The sequence below is a fragment of the Nonomuraea sp. NPDC052116 genome (assembly GCF_040680035.1).
In the GTDB taxonomy this organism is placed as follows: domain Bacteria; phylum Actinomycetota; class Actinomycetes; order Streptosporangiales; family Streptosporangiaceae; genus Nonomuraea; species Nonomuraea angiospora_A.
In genome coordinates, this window is record NZ_JBFAWA010000006.1 from 78,317 (window position 1) to 94,167 (window position 15,851).

Annotated in this window: 18 protein-coding genes; 16 read left to right on the forward strand and 2 right to left on the reverse strand. The window is 71.8% G+C overall.

The window, feature by feature from the left end:
• Nucleotides 1-20 precede the first annotated feature (20 nt).
• Both AB0L65_RS12860 and AB0L65_RS12865 read right to left on the reverse strand, forming a co-directional pair.
• Nucleotides 21-809: an SDR family oxidoreductase gene (locus AB0L65_RS12860; RefSeq protein WP_364243970.1), complete on the reverse strand. Its 789-nt coding sequence runs from the start codon at nucleotides 807-809 to the stop codon at nucleotides 21-23.
• Nucleotides 806-1,408 carry a nitroreductase family protein gene (locus AB0L65_RS12865; RefSeq protein ID WP_364243972.1) on the reverse strand — a complete coding sequence of 201 codons (603 nt, stop codon included), beginning with the start codon at nucleotides 1,406-1,408 and terminating at the stop codon, nucleotides 806-808. Before AB0L65_RS12865 ends, AB0L65_RS12860 begins: the two co-directional genes overlap by 4 nt.
• Nucleotides 1,409-1,599: 191 nt before the next feature.
• Between AB0L65_RS12865 and AB0L65_RS12870 the strand changes: the two genes are divergently transcribed.
• From AB0L65_RS12870 to AB0L65_RS12945, 16 genes are all read left to right on the forward strand, one after another.
• The gene (locus AB0L65_RS12870) at nucleotides 1,600-2,226 is read left to right on the forward strand and encodes a hypothetical protein (protein ID WP_364243975.1); all 627 of its coding nucleotides are present in this window, start codon (nucleotides 1,600-1,602) and stop codon (nucleotides 2,224-2,226) included.
• Between the two features lie 150 nt (nucleotides 2,227-2,376).
• A complete protein-coding gene (gene fabG, locus AB0L65_RS12875; protein WP_364243977.1) occupies nucleotides 2,377-3,141 on the forward strand; it encodes a 3-oxoacyl-ACP reductase FabG in 765 nt (254 codons plus the stop codon).
• A 40-nt stretch (nucleotides 3,142-3,181) separates the two neighbouring features.
• Nucleotides 3,182-3,499: a phosphopantetheine-binding protein gene (locus AB0L65_RS12880; protein ID WP_364243980.1), complete on the forward strand. Its 318-nt coding sequence runs from the start codon at nucleotides 3,182-3,184 to the stop codon at nucleotides 3,497-3,499.
• Nucleotides 3,496-4,002 (forward strand): 3-hydroxyacyl-ACP dehydratase FabZ, encoded by a 507-nt coding sequence (gene fabZ, locus AB0L65_RS12885; RefSeq protein WP_364243983.1) that lies wholly within the window; start codon nucleotides 3,496-3,498, stop codon nucleotides 4,000-4,002. The genes AB0L65_RS12880 and fabZ overlap by 4 nt, the downstream gene beginning before the upstream one ends.
• Complete coding sequence (locus AB0L65_RS12890) at nucleotides 3,999-5,099, forward strand: aminomethyl transferase family protein (protein ID WP_364243985.1); 1,101 nt, start codon at nucleotides 3,999-4,001, stop codon at nucleotides 5,097-5,099. The genes fabZ and AB0L65_RS12890 overlap by 4 nt, the downstream gene beginning before the upstream one ends.
• A 12-nt stretch (nucleotides 5,100-5,111) precedes the next feature.
• On the forward strand, nucleotides 5,112-7,490 hold the full coding sequence (locus tag AB0L65_RS12895) for a beta-ketoacyl-[acyl-carrier-protein] synthase family protein (protein WP_364243988.1): 2,379 nt from the start codon (nucleotides 5,112-5,114) through the stop codon (nucleotides 7,488-7,490).
• On the forward strand, nucleotides 7,487-8,242 hold the full coding sequence (locus AB0L65_RS12900; protein WP_364243990.1) for a nitroreductase family protein: 756 nt from the start codon (nucleotides 7,487-7,489) through the stop codon (nucleotides 8,240-8,242). The genes AB0L65_RS12895 and AB0L65_RS12900 overlap by 4 nt, the downstream gene beginning before the upstream one ends.
• Entirely contained in the window at nucleotides 8,239-9,102 is an 864-nt protein-coding gene (locus AB0L65_RS12905) for an alpha/beta fold hydrolase (RefSeq protein WP_364243991.1), read from the forward strand. Before AB0L65_RS12900 ends, AB0L65_RS12905 begins: the two co-directional genes overlap by 4 nt.
• 59 nt (nucleotides 9,103-9,161) lie before the next feature.
• A complete protein-coding gene (locus AB0L65_RS12910; protein WP_364243994.1) occupies nucleotides 9,162-10,112 on the forward strand; it encodes an ACP S-malonyltransferase in 951 nt (316 codons plus the stop codon).
• Nucleotides 10,112-10,540, forward strand: coding sequence for a phosphopantetheinyl transferase (locus tag AB0L65_RS12915; protein ID WP_364243997.1), 429 nt, complete (start codon nucleotides 10,112-10,114; stop codon nucleotides 10,538-10,540). The genes AB0L65_RS12910 and AB0L65_RS12915 overlap by 1 nt, the downstream gene beginning before the upstream one ends.
• Nucleotides 10,541-10,543: 3 nt before the next feature.
• Nucleotides 10,544-11,392 carry an ester cyclase gene (locus tag AB0L65_RS12920; protein WP_364244000.1) on the forward strand — a complete coding sequence of 283 codons (849 nt, stop codon included), beginning with the start codon at nucleotides 10,544-10,546 and terminating at the stop codon, nucleotides 11,390-11,392.
• A 15-nt stretch (nucleotides 11,393-11,407) separates the two neighbouring features.
• A complete protein-coding gene (locus AB0L65_RS12925) occupies nucleotides 11,408-12,190 on the forward strand; it encodes an alpha/beta hydrolase (protein ID WP_364244002.1) in 783 nt (260 codons plus the stop codon).
• Nucleotides 12,187-12,600, forward strand: coding sequence for a hypothetical protein (locus tag AB0L65_RS12930; protein WP_364244005.1), 414 nt, complete (start codon nucleotides 12,187-12,189; stop codon nucleotides 12,598-12,600). Before AB0L65_RS12925 ends, AB0L65_RS12930 begins: the two co-directional genes overlap by 4 nt.
• Nucleotides 12,594-13,529 (forward strand): ABC transporter ATP-binding protein, encoded by a 936-nt coding sequence (locus AB0L65_RS12935; protein ID WP_364244007.1) that lies wholly within the window; start codon nucleotides 12,594-12,596, stop codon nucleotides 13,527-13,529. The genes AB0L65_RS12930 and AB0L65_RS12935 overlap by 7 nt, the downstream gene beginning before the upstream one ends.
• 12 nt (nucleotides 13,530-13,541) lie before the next feature.
• Nucleotides 13,542-14,714, forward strand: a complete 1,173-nt coding sequence (locus AB0L65_RS12940) for an ABC transporter permease (protein ID WP_364244010.1) — start codon at nucleotides 13,542-13,544, stop codon at nucleotides 14,712-14,714.
• Entirely contained in the window at nucleotides 14,711-15,847 is a 1,137-nt protein-coding gene (locus tag AB0L65_RS12945) for an ABC transporter permease (RefSeq protein ID WP_364244013.1), read from the forward strand. Before AB0L65_RS12940 ends, AB0L65_RS12945 begins: the two co-directional genes overlap by 4 nt.
• The last annotated feature ends 4 nt before the right edge of the window (nucleotides 15,848-15,851 follow it).

Genomic DNA, 15,851 nt, shown 5'->3' on the forward strand with positions numbered 1-15,851 from the left:
GGTGAAACGATCACGCGGTCCTATCTACGCCGCCTGCGGTCCCTGCCCTGGAAGTGCCTGATCAGCTCGGGGTAACGCTTGGTGTGCGCTCCGCCGTCGATCATCAGCAGGTCGCCCGTCATCCAGGACGACTCCGCCGAGGCGAGGAAGAGCGCGGCGGCCGCGACGTCGGCGGGCTCGCCGATGCGGCCGAGCGGGATGTTGTCCTCGAACTCGCGGCGCAGTGAGGAGTTCGTGAAGGCGGCCGACAGCGGGGTTTCCACCAGGCCGGGCGCCAGGGCGTTGACCCGGATGCGCGCCGGCCCGAGCTCCATGGCCGCCACCCGGGTCAGCATCTCCACCCCGGCCTTGGCGGCGCAGTAGGCGGCGAAGCCCTCCGCCGGCTGACGGGCGTTCAGCGAGGCGATGTTCACGATGGAGCCGCCCTCGGGCATGCGCCGCGCCTGGTGCTTGACCGACACGAAGACACCGGTCAGGCAGATGTCCACCACCCGCCGCCAGTCGTCCAGCGCCAGCTCGGTGATCGGGCCGAAGGCGCCCACACCGGCCGAGTTGACGGCGACCCGCACCGGGCCGAAGGCCGCCACGGCGTCGTCGAGCGCCTTTTCCAGGCCGTCCTCGTCGGTGACGTCCACCGTCCGGGCCAGTGCCTGCTCGCCCAACTCCGTGGCGCGGGCCTGGACCGACTCGGCGTTGGCGTCGAGCAGGACGACGCGGGCGCCTTCGGCGTGGAAGAGCCGGGCGATCTCCCAGCCGATGCCCGAGGCCGCCCCGGTGACGACCGCGTGCGCGCCGGCCAGCCGGTTCACAACTCCTCCCAGCGCGGGGCGGCGAGATCGAGGCCGGTGCCCACGCCCCAGCGGTTGCGGTAGCTCACCTCGCCGGCCGGCCGCCGCACGGCCAGCCCCCAGCGGCCGGAGGGGTAGCCGAAGGTCACCATGCAGGCCGGCCGCCAGCCCTCGGTCTTCGGCACGCTCATGATCCGCATCACCGCGGTGGCGTGGTAGCGCGAGAGCACGGTGGTCAACGTGCTGCCCACGCCATGCGCCCGGGCGGCGAGCTGGGCGCTCCACACCGCGGGCATCACGGACGCCCCGGAGGGGTCGGTGGAGAAGGCGAACAACAGCAGGGGATAGGTCTCGAAGTTGTCGGCCAGATATTGGGCGGAGGCCAGCATCGCAGGTGCGCCCGATTCCGCGGGGGCTGTTCTGACCTCCCGGTACGGGCCGTTGAACAACCGGGCCAGCGCGTCCCGGTAAAGTGGCCCGAGCTGCGCCTTGGTCGCCGCGTCGTCCACCAGGAGGAATCGCCAGTCCTGGAGATTGCCCGCGTTCGGCGCCCGGACGGCGGCGTCGAGAATGCTCTCCTGGACCTTCGCCGGAATCGGCTCCGGTTTGACCCGGCGCATCGCTCGCGTCGTGTAAAGCGCTTCAAAAATATCCATAGCGCATATTAGCTCCGGCAGAATCGCATTCTATTGGCGTGTATCGGCCGTGGACCGCTTGTGGATTGCGTGTGTACACCGCGTGGATCTCGCCCTCGCATGCTCCTTCGCAGGAGGTAGAAATGCGAATAGTCAAATCGCGCATGATCGCAAGCATGGCGCTGGGAATGGCGCTGGTGGCCGGCGGAGCGTCCGCCGCGGACGCCAGTCCCGCTCTCACCGCCGCCACCGTCCCCGTCACGTTCGACTGCCGGGCGGATCCGCCGTTCGAGTCGGTCGTCTTCGCCACCGAGCAGACGATCACCACGAACGTGCCGTCGCGCGTCCGTGTCGGGACCGCGTTCTCCGGCTCCGGCACCGCGGACCCCTACTACGTGCCCACGGAGGTGAACGGCATCGCCAACCGGGAGCTGCGTGACTTCACGTTGACCATGCAGCTCTCCGGACCCGCCAGCGTCACCGGCGCGTCCTACTCCGGCGGCGCCAACCTGGGACCCGGCATCCCCTCGGTGACCACCACGGCCACCACCGTGACACTCAAGGTTCCCGGACCGCTGACCGCCGGCACCTGGGTCACCCTGCCCACCATCACGATCAACGCGGTGGCCGCCAGTACGACCGGCACCGTCGAGTTGCGGGTGGCGGGCACCAGCTACGCCGACCCCGGCCTTCGGGTCACGTCGGTGGTTCCGCTGGACCCGGACCCGCCGATCATTGCCCCGTCCAGCTGCTTCCCCTCGCCCAGCCCGGTGCTGAGCAGCACCGTGATCTACAGGCGCTAGGCCGGCCAGGCGGTTCCGCGCTCGCACCGGGACCGTCGAGGCATCCTGCGGCTCGCCGGGTGGGTGCAGTGGGCGATCGCTGCACCCACCCCCGGCCCGGCGCCCGTGCCGGGCGCACATTCGATCTTCCAGCAATCGAGGGGAGTCTCGATGCTCTTCCCAGCGGACACGGTGGCGCTGGTCACCGGCGCGGTCAAAGGGATCGGCCGGGCCGTCGCCGTGGACCTGGCCCATGAGGGCGCCAACGTGATCGTCAACTACCGGCAGGACGAGGAAGCCGCCAAGGAGACCGTGCGTCTCATCGAGGCCGCGGGCGGGCAGGCGACCGCCTTACGGGCCGACATCTCCGACGAGAAGTCGGTCAGCGAGATGTTCCGGCGGATCAGGCAGGAGTACGGGCGGCTCGACGTGCTCGTGGCCAATGCCGGCGTCGCCCGCGACCGCCACCTCATCACGATGGGGGTGGACCGGTTCCGCGAGGTCATGGACGTCAACCTGATCGGCACGTTCCTGACCTGCCGGGAGGCGGTGCGCCTCATGGAGCGCCGCCGCTGTGGCTCCATCGTCACCATCTCCTCCGCCATCGGCATCTACGGCGGGCTGCCCGGCCAGACGAACTACGCCGCCTCCAAGGGAGGCATCATCGCCTTCTCCAAGACCTTGGCACACGAGGTCAGCCGGCGCGGGATCAGGGTCAACACCGTTGCCCCGGGATTCGTGGAGACGGAGATGACCAACGCGCTCCCCGTCGAGCGGCGCAAGGAATACACGTCGCGGATCGGCCTGGGCCGCATGGCGCAGCCCGCGGAGGTCGCCTACCTGGTGAGCTTCCTGGCCTCCAGCCGCGGCTCGTACATCACCGGTTCTGTCTTCGAGGTGCACGGCGGTGGCTTCGAGGCGGGCGACATCCAGTAGCGCGACCCCAGTAGAGGCACCGCAGACAAGGAGTACACCCATGAACATCGAGGAGATGCGCGCCGAGGTCGAACGGCGGCGCGACACCTGCTCCCGGATCAAGAAGATGATCGTTCACCGGTTGGACCTGACCATGGACCCGGAGTGGATCACCGACGACCAGTCGTTGTTCGGCCGCGGCCTGGAGCTGGACAGCCTCGACTTCCTGGAGCTCGCCGTCGGCGTCGAGGTCGAGTTCGACGTGGCGCTGTACGAGAGCCAGATCTCGGTGTTCGGCTCCGTCTCCACCCTGGCCAACGCGGTCCACCCCGAGCTGCTGCGCAGCCGCTGGCAGCCCGAGCCCCAGCCGCAGGCATGAACGACACCCTGACAGTGCAGTCTCTCGACGCCGATCAGATCGCCGTGCTGCTGCCACACCGGTGGCCGATGCTCATGCTGGACGCCGTCACCGAGGTGGTGCCCGGCCTCCGGGCCACGGGGATCAAGAACGTCTCCAACGGAGAGCCGTGGACCGTCGGCCACTTCCCGGGCAAGGTCGTCCTGCCCGGGGTCCTGGCGGTGGAGGCCCTGGCCCAGCTCGCGCTGCTGGTCTGCGCGGCCGAAGGCGTGCGGCGCGGCCGCCGGCCCGGCACGATCGGCTATCTCACGGGCCTGCGTAGTTTCCGCTTCCGCCGGCTGGTCGTGCCCGGGGACCGGATGATCCTCACCGTCGAGCGCACGGCCGGCGCCTCCGGCGTGAGCGAGTTCCGTGGCGAGGCCACGGTCAACGGAATCGTCGCGGTGACCGGGGCCCTCACCGCGGCCGACTCCGAGTACGCCCACCACATCCAAAGCATGACCTCTGAAGGAGGCAGCAGATGACCATCGTGATCAAGGACGTATCGCCGCTGCGGCAGGCGTACGCCGAGGGCGCCGAGTCGCGCACTGTCGCCGGCGCGGGGGTCGCCTGGCGGTTCTCCACCACGGAGGCCGAGTACGAGGCCCTGCGCCAGGACGCGGGCCTCATCGACTGGGGGGCCTCGCGCGTCATGGAGGTCCGCGGCGAGGCCACCGACTTCCTCCAGAACCTGCTCACCAGAGACGTGGAGTACCTCTCCAGTGAGCGCTCGGTCTGCAGCCTGGTCCTGGACGAGAGCGGCCGGGTGGTCGACATCGTCACCGTGTACGGCCGCGACGAGGGCGTCCTGCTGGAGAGTTCGACCGGCGGCGGCGACCGGCTCTGGGCCCACGTGACCAAGCTGGCCGGCGACGAGGTGGAGATCATCGACCGGAGCGCCGATCTCACGGTCGTCGGCCTGGAGGGCCCCAACTCATGGAAGATCATCGGCCGCGTCTTCGGCGAGGAGCTGACGGCGATGCCGTTCGAGTCGATGGCCGACGTCGATCTCGACGGCGCCGACGTGCTGCTCGCCAGGACCGGCGTGACCGGCGAGTACGGGTACAAGGTGGTCACCGGCCACGCTACGGCCAGGGAGTTCTGGCGGTCCGCGGCCCAGGACGCCACCCCGGTCGGCATGGCCGCGGTGGAGATGACGATGCTGGAGGTCCGCCAGCCGATCATGCACCGCGAGGTGTCGGCCGAGCACGGCGTGATCGCGCTGGGGCTGGGCTGGCTGGTCGACAGCGCCAAGGAGTCGTTCGTCGGGCGCGCGGCGCTGATGGCCGAGTTCGAGGGCCCGGCCGTGATCCGGACCATCGGCTTCGCCGGCGAGTCCGGTGGCGGGCTCCCCTCCGTGGGCGCGCGCGTGCTGGCCGACGGGCAGGCGGTGGGCTCGGTGGTGCACGCGGTCGACAGCCTCGGGCTGGGCGCCGTGCTCGGCCTCATCAGAATGGACGCCTCGCTGGCCGCGGCCGGCCTGCCGTTCGCCGTGGAGTGCGGGGACGGCACGACGCTCGAGGTCGAGACGCTGAGCACCCCGTACGTCCTGCCGAAGAGCTGGATCACCCCCATCGTGTAGGAAGGGCCACTCGTGGAGTCTCGATCCGTTGTGGTGACCGGCCTCGGGATCATCTGCTCGGGCGGCAGGAACCCGAAGGAGTTCTGGTCGCAACTCCTTTCAGGGGAGACCAGCATCACGCCCGTCCGCGACCCGGCCTATGCGGTCTTCGAGTCCGCCTACGCCGGGCAAATCCCCGACGAATGGCTGCTCGACCAGTTGTCCGGCGCTGATCTGGAGCTCGACAGAGACTCGCAGATGGGCCTCGTCGCCGCCCGCCAGGCGATCGCGCACGGCGGCCTCCTCCCGGACGAGGCGGCCGCGGACCGCTTCGGCGTCGTGCTGGGCAGGTGCGTGGCGGCCCGCAACCTCAAGGCGCGCGACGAGCAGGGCGGTTGGAAGTACCGGCCGATGCACGCCTCGCTCGACCTCATCGCGGGCCGGGTCGCGGCATTCGGCCCGCGCGTCCTCGTCTCGACCGCGTGCGCGGCCGGTGGCAACGCCGTCGGCCTGGCCCGCGACAAGATCCTCACCGGCGAGGCGGACGTCATGCTGGCGGGCGGCCTGGACCCGCTGCTGTTCGACGTGACGGCGGGGTTCAACGGCCTGCAGGCGCTCAGCCCCGGGCCCACCAGGCCCTACAGCAGGTCCGACGGGCTCAGCCTGGGCGAGGGCGCGGCCTTCCTCCTGGTGGAGTCCGAGGAACACGCACGGGCCAGAGGCGCGGAGATCCTCGCCGAGGTGGCGGGCTACGGCCTGTCGGCCGACGCCCACCATCCGACCGCTCCCGACCCCTCGGGCCGGGGCGGCGCGAGCGCCGTGCGACGCGCGTTGTCCGACGCCGGGTTGGCCACCGAGGACGTCGACTACGTCTGCGGGCACGGGACCGGCACCCCCGCCAACGACGCCATGGAACGCAAGGTGATGCGCGCGGTCTTCGCCGAGCGCGCCGCCTCCGTGCCGCTGAGCAGCGTCAAATCGTTCATCGGGCACACGCTCGGCGCGTCCGGCGCGGTCGAGGCGCTGGCGAGCGTGATCGCGCTCAACGAGGACACCGCGCCGCCCACGGCCGGGTTCGACCAGGAGGCCATTGACGCCGCCGACCTGGACTTCGTGCCGAACGCGCCGCGCGCCATGCGCATCGACGTCGTCGTCTCCAACAACTACGCCTTCGGCGGCAACAACGTTTCGGTGATCCTCTCCAAGCCACGCGGCGGCGGGCGGCCGGCGCCGCCGCCGAGACCGGCGGTGATCAGCGGGCTCGGCCCCGTGTCCACGATGGGTGTGGGCGTGGACGCGTGGCGGGCCGCCCTGCTGGAGGGCAGGTCGGGCATAGGTCCCATCACCTCCTTCGACACCTCCCGCTTCCCCTCGGGCATGGGGGCGGAGGCACCCTCGCTGGCGGGCCGTACGTACGCCGCCAGGGGCGTGTGGCGGCACATGAACACCCTGTCCAGGCTCTCCACCGCCGCCACCAGGCTGGCCTGGGAGGACGCCGGGCTCGCGCTGCGCAGGTCCGAGCTGGACGACGTCGGCCTGATCTTCGCCACGGCCGGCGGGTCGATGGAGAGCGTGCAGAACTTCGACCGCAGCGTGGAGTCCGACCCTCGGCACGCCTCCGTCCTGGACTTCTCCAGCGTGGTGCTCAACGCCACCGGCGGGGCCGTCTGCCAGGCGTTGGGCCTGCGCGGCGAGACCACCACGATCTGCCACGGCGGTGTGTCCGCCTCGCTGGCCCTGGACTGCGCGCTCGAGCTCATCCAGGCCCGCAAAGCCGAGGTCGTCGTGGTGCTGGCCGCCGACAGCTTCAACGATCTGATGTTCGGCGGTCTGGCCGCTGGCGGCCGGCTTTCCGCCCGGGGCCGGGTCCTGCCCTATGACCGGGGCAGGGACGGGACGGTACCGGGAACGGCCGCCGTCGCGCTGATCGTGGAGTCGGCCGAGCACTGCGCGGCGCGCGGCGGGACCTCGTACGCGCATGTCGCGAGCACGGCCCACGCCCGGTGCGGGCCGGACGGGGAAGGCGAGGCCGTGCGACGCAGCGTGGTGGCCGCGCTCCGGCCCGGCGCCGGGCGGCCGGGGCTGGTCGTCGGCGCCGCCGACGGCAGCCCGGAGGACGCCCTGGAGGCCGCGGTGCTGGAGATGTACCTGTCCGCGGCGCCGGTGACCGCGCCGGCGGCGCTGAGCGGCGACTGCCAGGCCGCTTCCGGCGCCATGAACCTCGCGGTGGCGGCGCTGGCCGTCAAGGAAGGGGTGGTCCCGCCGATCCACGCACTGGCTGAGCCGGTGGTCGGCGCGCTGTCCCGCTACGTGACCCGGTCCCGCTCCGTCCCGCGCGTCGACTCAGCCCTGGCGCTGACCGCCGCGACCGGCTCCGTCCGCGGAGCCGTCCTACTCGGAAGGCTGGGATGACCGTGTACCGACAGGAACCAGCGCCCTTCGACCTCGACGAGGTCGATCGCCTGCTGACGACCACCCGTTCGGTGCGCAAGCGCCTGGACATCAGCAGGCCGGTGCCGGTGCAGGTGATACAGCAGGCCCTGGAGCTGGCCATCCAGGCGCCCACCTCGCAGAACCACCAGAGCTGGCGCTGGATGGTGATCACCGAGGAGAAGGTGCGGCTGGAGATCGCCGAGCTGTTCCGCAAGGCGTGGTACTTCAACCAGACGCGGATCTCCGGCCGCTCGGGCCGGCGCCGGCACACCGCCGACATCCAGCGGTTGGAGGAGTCGGTGGCCGCCCTGGTGGACACCATCGCCAAGGTCCCCGTGCTGGTGGTGCCCTGTGTCATGGGCAAGGCGCCGGACATCGGGCGCATCGATAGCGACTGGCGCCGCCGGGCCGCCCGGTTCGAGCGGGAGGACGTGCGCTCGCACGCCCGCCTGGGGGAGATGATGGCCAGCAACTTCTACGGCTCCATCTACCCGGCGGTGTGGTCGTTCCAGCTCGCGCTCCGCAGCAGGGGCCTGGGCAGCACGATCACCTGCATGAACCTGATGTTCCCGCGGCCCTTCGCGGAGCTGCTCCAGCTGCCGGACGTCGTGACGCCGATCTGCGTGCTGCCGGTCGCCTACACGATCGGCACCGACTTCAAGCCGGCCCAGCGAACTCCGGCCGCCGAACGCACCTTCTGGAACAGATGGGGGTCCGAGGAGGTGCCATGAGCGGCAGCGTGCGCACGGTCGAGGTCAACAAGCTGAGTCTCGCGGTCACCGTCGCGGGGGAGGGGATGCCGGTGATCCTGCTGCACGGGTTCCCCGACTCCGCGGCCCTGTGGCGGCACCAGATCCCCGCCCTGGTGGCCGCCGGATACCAGGTCATCGCGCCGGACCTGCGCGGGTTCGGAGCGTCGGACAGGCCAGCAGGCGTGCCGGCGTACCGGCTGGCGCTGGCGATGAGCGATGTGGCGGGGGTCGCCGACGCGTTCGGGGTGGACCGCGCGCACGTGGTGGGTCACGACTGGGGCGCCGCCGTGGCCTGGATGTACGCCGCGCTCCGGCCGCGCAGGGTGGACCACCTGGTCGCGATGTCCGTGGGTCACCCGGCCGCCCGCGCCTTCCCGTCGCCCGAGCAGCGGGCCAGGTCGTGGTACGTGCTGCTCTTCCAGTTCGCCGGCGTGAGCGAGGAGCTGCTGCGGGCCGACGACTGGAGGCTGTTCAGGGACATTCTGGGCGGCGCGGGCGACGCCGAGCGGTATCTGGCCGACCTTGCCAGGCCGGGGGCGCTGACCGCGGCACTCAACTGGTACCGCGCCAACCTCGCCCCCGAGCTGGAGCTCGGGCCCGCCCCACCCGACCTGCCGGTGTACGCCCCCACCATGGGCGTCTGGTCGTCGGGCGACCACCTGCTCACGGAGGAGACGATGACCGGCTCGGCCGGTTTCGTCCGCGGTCCCTGGCGCTACGAGCGGATCGACCGCTGCGGCCACTGGATCCCGCTCGACGCCCCCGATCTCGTCACCGGCCTGCTGCTGGGCTTCCTCGGCAGCCACCGGACGGCGCCCGTGCCCCGGCGCCGCCGCTGAGCCCGCGAAGCGGGGCGAACGGGTGGCATGGAGCCGATCACGAAGAGAAAGGAAACGTCATGCTGGCATGGTTCTTTCCCGGGCAGGGCACGCTGCGCGTGGGCATGGGCCAGGCGTTCCGCCGGCATCCCGCCGCCGCGGCCGCGCTGGCCGAGGCCGCGGACGTGCTCGGCAGGGACGTGGCCGGCCTGTGCGCTCACGGCCCGCTGGCCGCCTTGGTCAGGACCGAGAACGCTCAGCCTGCCGTGACCGCGTGCAACCTGGCCGGCCTGGCCGCGCTCAAAGCCCAGGGGCTGGAGCCAGACCTGGTGGCCGGGCACAGCGTGGGCGAGCTGAGCGCCCTGCATGCTGCCGGCGTGCTGGACTTCGCCGCCACGCTACGCCTGGTCGACTTCCGGGCCACGCTCATGGCGCGGGTCGGGCGCGAGGGTGGCATGTGGGCCGTCATCGGGCTGGGCCCGACCGCCGTGGGCGCGCTCGTCCGATCCGCCGCCCCCGCCTCGTCGCTGGCCGTGGCCGTCGAGAACGGTCCCGACCACGTCGTGGTGTCCGGCACGCCGGACGCTCTGCGGCGTTTCGCCCCGCTGGCCAGGGCCGCGGGCGCCAGGAAGATCGTGCCGCTCAACGTGAGCCATGCCTTCCACAGCCCGCTGATGGCCGAGGTGGCCGAGGAGTGGGCCGACCGGGTGCGGGCCGAACCGCTACGTGACCCGGTCCGCCCGGTCCTGCTCAACGTCACGGGCCGGCCCTCGACCGACCGGGAGGAGATCAGGAACGCGCTGATCGCGCAGCTCACCGGCCGCGTGATGTGGGCGGCGACGCTGCGCGCCATGGGGGAGTCCGGCGTGCGCGGCTGCGTCGAGGTGGGCGACAGCAAGGCGCTCACCGGCCTGGCCAGAGCCGCCGGCCTGCGCTGCGTCACCATGTCGGACCCGGCCTGGACGCGCCTCGTGTCCGGCCTGCGGCACGTCCGGGCGGACGCGGGCGCCGCGGCGCGGGCGGAGGCGTGATGGGCGCGGCGGCAGGCCGTGGGTGGTCGTGCTCGCGGGTGGCCTTCGCCGGCATCCGCGACCCGGCCGAGCTCGTCCGCCCGGCCGCCCTGGAAAGCGTCTTCACCCGCCGGGAACGCCTGCGCTCGAAGGCCGGGACGGCCCTGGAGTCGTGGGCGGGGCGGCTGGCGGCCAAGCGGGCGGTGGTCGGGGCGCTCGGCTATGACAGCCCGCCGGGGCCGCTGACCGAGGTGGAGATCCTGCCCCGCCCGTCACCGGCGTGCCGCCGGTCGCACGAGTGCGCGCACGGGCATCCGCCCGCGGTCACCCTCGCCGGGACCCTGGCCAGGCGGGCGGCGCGGGCCCGGTCGATTCAGGTGTCGGTGAGCCACACCTCGGACATCGCCGTCGCGATCGCGCTGGTGACATGGGTCAAGGACGGAGGATGAGCGGTGGATGCGTACAAGGCGGCCGCACGGCACTTGGACGCCTGGAACGGCCATGACCCCGCCGCAGTGGTGGCCACGGCGGATTCGTTCGACGCCCCGGGCACCGAAGGGCCTGTGTCCGGCCAGGCGCTGCGCGATCACGCCGAGGAGCTGTTCGAGGCATTTCCGGGACTGAAGTTCGGCGTCGAGGACGAGGCGGTGGGACGCGACCACGTGGTGCTGTCGTGGGCCCTCGACGCCGAGCAGCTCGGCCGTTACCTCGGCGCCCCGCCCACCCGGGCCACGGTCAGGATCAGCGGCACCGACACCGTCCGCGTCGTCGGGGACGAGGTGCGCGTGCTGCGTGCCTTCGACCGGATGGCCCTGCTCGGGCAGCTCGGCATCGAGGTCGCGCTGCAGCCCGTGCCGGTGCGCGGATGGGAGAACGGGCTGGGCTCCCGCCTGGTCACCACCCGCACGGAACATCCGGGAGCGCTCGTGCTGACCCGGCTCGACGCCGCGGACCGGCAGGAGGAGGAGCAGGTCGGCATGCTGAGCGCGGCGGTGGCCGCCAGCCTGCGGGCCGCACGTGGCTTCCTCGGTACGGCCGCCATGAACGTCGGCGGGCGCATGTACACGCTGAGCGCCTTCGACCGGCCCGAGTCCACCCGAGCCGTCAACCTGAAACCGCACCAGCGGGCGGTGCGGCGGTTCTTCCACTCGGGGCTCTGCACGGGCGGCGCCGTCAGCGTCTGGACCCCGATCCGCATATCCGAATACGTCCGCTGCCCCGAGTGCGGCGCCCTGAGCCAGGTGCCCGCCGCCGAGCCCTGCGCCTGCGGCTGGATCCCGTACGGGCGGCCCCTGCTGTGAACGAAGGAGTGACTGATGAACGGCTTCACCCTGGAGCACCGGCCCGGCGACGCCGACCGGCCGGCCGTCGTCCTGATGTCGGGCATGTTCGCCGGGTCATGGATCTGGGAGATGCCCTATGAAGCGCTCGCGGCCGACGGCTGGCCGGTCGCGCGCATCGTCGAGCCGATCGCCGAACTGCCCGACATCTCCGGGTCCGTCGCCAAGGTGCGAACGGCGCTTCAGGAGGCGTGCGCGTCGGCGGGGATCTCGGAGATGATCCTGTGCGGAGTCTCGATGGGCGCCGCCGTCGCGCTGGACCTGGCGATGGCCGAGCCCGGCCGAGTGCGGGCGCTGGTGCTGACCGGCACGCCAGGACTGACGCCGGATCCCGATCTCGGCATCGCGCCCGACCATCGCAGCGGCAGCCTCATGTTCTCCGACGACTTCCCCACGCGCTTGGCCGACTCACTCGTCTACGGAGGCGTCGCCGCCTCCAGCGCGCAGGAGTTCCAGCGGGTCGAGGCCGTCTTCACCGACAAGCAGAGCATGCTGGGCATCAGCCGCGGCATCAGGGCGATCAGGCGGTACAACATCAAGGCCGCGTTGAAGCACGTGACCTGCCCGATCATGAACATCTGGGGCGCCGAGGACCGCACCACGCCGGTGGAGGTGTGGAAGGACGTGGTCGAGACGCATCCTAATCACCGGCTCGCCCTGCTGGAGCGGTGCGGCCACGTGCCCATGGTGGAGAAGCCGTACGAGTACACCGAGCTCCTGCGCGGCTTCGTCGACGAGTACGCCCCGGCCGCCGCGTGAACGTGCTCATGGGCATCGACGCGCTCAGGACCGAGCGCGTCGAACGCGCCCTGTCCCGCTGGGGCGCGGCCTACTCCGGGCGGATCTGCGCGCCGGCCGAGCGGGCGGAATGGGCGGCCGGCCCGGTCCGTGTGGCCGCCTGCCTGGCCGTCAAGGAGTGCTTGATCAAGGCGGTCGGCGGCCGGCCGCACCCGTTCGACTGGCACGCGCTCCGGGTCGGCGGCCCGGCCGGTGGTGCGGCCGCCGCGCTCGTGGCCGAGGCCGGGCGCGCGCTCGGGACGGCTCTCGGCGTCACGCGATTCCACTCGACCGCCTGCGCTGTCGGATCCAGGTCGGGGGCGGCATTGTGGGGTGAGCACGCCGATCTCATCGTGGCCGTCGCGGTGCTCGTAGAGGAGGATTCGTGCTGACATCGGCACTGGAGTGCGAGGGACTGACCAAACGGTACGGCGACCTGCTGGCGGTCGACGACCTGAAGTTCTCGATCGGCCGAGGGGAGGCGTACGGGCTGCTCGGCCCGAACGGCTCCGGCAAATCCACCACGATCTCGATGATCGTCGGCGTGCTGACCCCGGACGCCGGCACCGTCCGCGTGCACGGCCACGACGTGGACCGGCATCCCCGGCAGGCCAAGACCCTGCTGGGCTACGTGCCGCAGGAGGTGGCGCTCTACCCCGACCTGACCGGCAGGGAGAACCTGCGGTATTTCTGCCGGCTCTACGGCCTGCGCGGTCGCGAGGCGAAGGACCGGGTGACGGCCCTGCTGGACCTCATCGGGCTCGCCGACAGGGCGGACGAGCTGGTCGGCCGGTATTCGGGCGGCATGCAGCGGCGGGTCAACATCGCCGCGGGCCTCGTGCACGAGCCGTCGGTGCTGGTCCTGGACGAGCCGACCGTCGGCGTCGACCCGCAGAGCCGCAACGCGATCCTGGAGAGCGTCGAGCGTCTGGTGGCCGACGGCATGACCGTCCTCTACACCTCGCACTACATGGAGGAGGTCGAGCGGATCTGCGACCGGGTGGGCATCATCGACCAGGGCCGGATCATCGCCCAGGGCACCCCGCGCGAGCTGGTGGCCGATCTGGCCGAGGGCGGCCGGGTCGAGATCGACATCGAGGGCGACGTGAAGATCGCCGCGGCGGCGGTCGCCGAGTTGCCCGGGGTCTCCGTCGCCGGCCACGGCTCGCAGCTCCAGGTCTCCTGGACGGAGGGCGCGGACCGGCTGGCGGGCGTGCTGTCCGCGCTGGACGGGGTGGCCACCGTGATCCGCACCGAAGCGGTCAGGCCCACTCTGGAGACGGTTTTCCTGCACCTGACCGGCACCTCCTTACGCGACTGAACGGAGCAGGCGATGCGTACGATTCTCGTCATCGCCGGCCGGGAGCTGACCGCCCGGCTGCGTGACCGGACCGCCCTCGTGATCATTCTGGTCGCGCCCGTCCTCCTGGCTTCGCTGTTCAGCTTCGCGCTCGGGCGCGCCGACCCGCCGCTGGGCGGGGTGCTCGGCGTGGTGGACCTGGACGGTGGGGAGGTCTCCCGGACGATCATCGATGAGCTCGGCCGCTCGCCCGAGCTGACCAAGGCCGTCCAGCTGCGCCGGCTGCCCACCGAGGAGGCGGCCGCGCAGGCGCTCAGGGCCGGCGAGGTCGGCGCGGCGGTGGTCTTCCCGCGCGGCTTCAGCCGCAACGTGGAGCGTTCGGGCGGGCAGACGATGCGGATCCTCAGCCCGGCCGAGGGCGCGCGCGGCGGCATCGCCGCGAAAGGCGTGGTGGAACGGATCTCCGCCGAGGTGTACGCCAGGACGTTGTCCGCCAAGGTCGCCGTGGCCGCCGGGATGCCGGAGGACAAGGTGAAGTCCTTCGTCGAGCGCAACCACGCCGAGTTCTCCAGGTTCTCCCTCGTCAACGAGAACCTGCCCGGCGGATCCGCGGTTGCGGCGGCGTACTACGGGCCGGGCATGGCGCTGCTCTTCGGGTTCTTCGCGGTCGCCGCGGCCGCCCGCAGCCTGCTGGCCGAACGGCGGCAGGGCACGCTGGCCAGGCTGCGCGCCACCCCGGTGCCACCGCTGGCCGTGCTGACCGGAAAGGCGCTGGTGGGTGTCGTCTTCGCGCTGTTCAGCATGCTGACGACCTGGTTGTCCTCCGTGCTGTTGTTCGGCGCTGACTGGGGGGATCCGGTGGCGGTCGTGGCGTTGTTCGCGGTGTTCGCGCTGGCGGCGACGGGCATCACGATGGCGCTGGTCTCCGGGCCGCGTACGGGCGGGGAGTCCGAGGGCTCGCTGCTCGTGGTGGCGTTCACGTTCGCCATCCTCGGCGGGAACATGATCAGCCTCTACCGGATGCCGGAGTTCATGCAGTGGGTCTCGCTGCTCACCCCGAACGGGTGGGCCACGCGGGGGTTCTCCATCCTCACCGCGGGCGACGGCGGCCTGGCCGATCTCGGCGTCCCGTTGCTCGCCCTGGCGGCGATCGCGACGGCCTTCGCCGGTGTGGTCGTCATCCGCTTCCGTAAGGGGCTCACATGATCATCTTTGCGCTGGTCGCGGCCAACCTGCGTCGGCAGAGCCGGGACCGGATCGGGCTGTTCTTCGTGGCGATCCTTCCGTTCGTCATCATCGCCGTCGTCGGCCTGGCGCTGGGCGGGCACGCGGGCGAGTCGCAGCGGTTCCGGCTGGGCCTGGTGGAGGCCGGGTCCGGGTCCGCGGACCTGGTCAAGGAACTGGAGGAGCACCCCGGCCTGAGCGTCACGCGGGTCGCCGGGGTGGCCGAGCTGCGCCGGCAGATCGGGCAGGGCTCGCTGGTGGCGGGCCTGGTGGTGCCCGGAGGAGCCGACTCGGTCGCCTCGCTGCGGATGCCGTTCTACATGGTGGAGAACAGTGGGGAAGCCGCGGTGGTGCGCAACAACCTGTACGCCGTTCTCGGGCGGCACAGCGCGGTGCTGGAGGCCAGGCAGGCGGCCGGCCGAGCCGGCGCCGACCCGGCGCGGGTGGGCGCCGCGGTGGCCGAGACCGACCCGATCTTCGCCGAAGTGCGCACCGTCCAGGGCGCCGAGACGCTGCGGCTCGGCTTCGCCTACACGGGCCCGGCCAATCTCGTGCTGTTCACGTTCATCAACTCTGCGGCCCTGGCCGGGGCGCTGGTGGAGACCCGGCGACTGGGTGTCAGCCGGCGCAGCCTCGCCGCACCGGTCAGGCCGTCGCTGTTGCTCGCGGGGGAGGCGCTGAGCCGCTATCTGATCGCCCTCGCGCAGGCCCTGCTCGTCGTCGTGGTGACCGCGTTGCTGTTCGGAGTGGAGTGGGGGCCGCCACTGGGCGTGCTGGCCGTGGTGGCAGCCTTCTGCCTGGTCTCGACCGGGGTCGCCATGCTGGTGGGCAGTTATGTCAAGACGGGGCTGCAGGCGGCGGCCTTCGCGCCGCCCGTCGGCATCGTCCTGGGTATGCTCGGCGGCTGCATGTGGCCGCTGCTCATCGTTCCGCCGTTCCTCCGGGCGGCTGGGCACGCGTTCCCGCACGCCTGGGCGATGGACGCGCTGCTCGCTCTGCCGCTGCGCGGCCTGGACGGCCTGGCCACGCCGCTTGCCGTGCTGACCGTCATGGGGGTCGCCGTGACGTCCCTGGCGCTCCTTCTGTACCGCCGATCGATCATGAGGACGAGGTGAGGAC

Coding starts and splice junctions, on each gene's coding strand:
- fabG (WP_364243977.1), top strand. CDS start 2,377: ATGCTCTTCCCAGCGGACACGGTGGCGCTGGTCACCGGCGCGGTCAAA.
- AB0L65_RS12870 (WP_364243975.1), top strand. CDS start 1,600: ATGGCGCTGGGAATGGCGCTGGTGGCCGGCGGAGCGTCCGCCGCGGAC.
- fabZ (WP_364243983.1), top strand. CDS start 3,496: ATGAACGACACCCTGACAGTGCAGTCTCTCGACGCCGATCAGATCGCC.
- AB0L65_RS12940 (WP_364244010.1), top strand. CDS start 13,542: ATGCGTACGATTCTCGTCATCGCCGGCCGGGAGCTGACCGCCCGGCTG.
- AB0L65_RS12915 (WP_364243997.1), top strand. CDS start 10,112: ATGGGCGCGGCGGCAGGCCGTGGGTGGTCGTGCTCGCGGGTGGCCTTC.
- AB0L65_RS12925 (WP_364244002.1), top strand. CDS start 11,408: ATGAACGGCTTCACCCTGGAGCACCGGCCCGGCGACGCCGACCGGCCG.
- AB0L65_RS12905 (WP_364243991.1), top strand. CDS start 8,239: ATGAGCGGCAGCGTGCGCACGGTCGAGGTCAACAAGCTGAGTCTCGCG.
- AB0L65_RS12910 (WP_364243994.1), top strand. CDS start 9,162: ATGCTGGCATGGTTCTTTCCCGGGCAGGGCACGCTGCGCGTGGGCATG.
- AB0L65_RS12880 (WP_364243980.1), top strand. CDS start 3,182: ATGAACATCGAGGAGATGCGCGCCGAGGTCGAACGGCGGCGCGACACC.
- AB0L65_RS12945 (WP_364244013.1), top strand. CDS start 14,711: ATGATCATCTTTGCGCTGGTCGCGGCCAACCTGCGTCGGCAGAGCCGG.
- AB0L65_RS12865 (WP_364243972.1), bottom strand. CDS start 1,408: ATGCGCCGGGTCAAACCGGAGCCGATTCCGGCGAAGGTCCAGGAGAGC.
- AB0L65_RS12890 (WP_364243985.1), top strand. CDS start 3,999: ATGACCATCGTGATCAAGGACGTATCGCCGCTGCGGCAGGCGTACGCC.
- AB0L65_RS12900 (WP_364243990.1), top strand. CDS start 7,487: ATGACCGTGTACCGACAGGAACCAGCGCCCTTCGACCTCGACGAGGTC.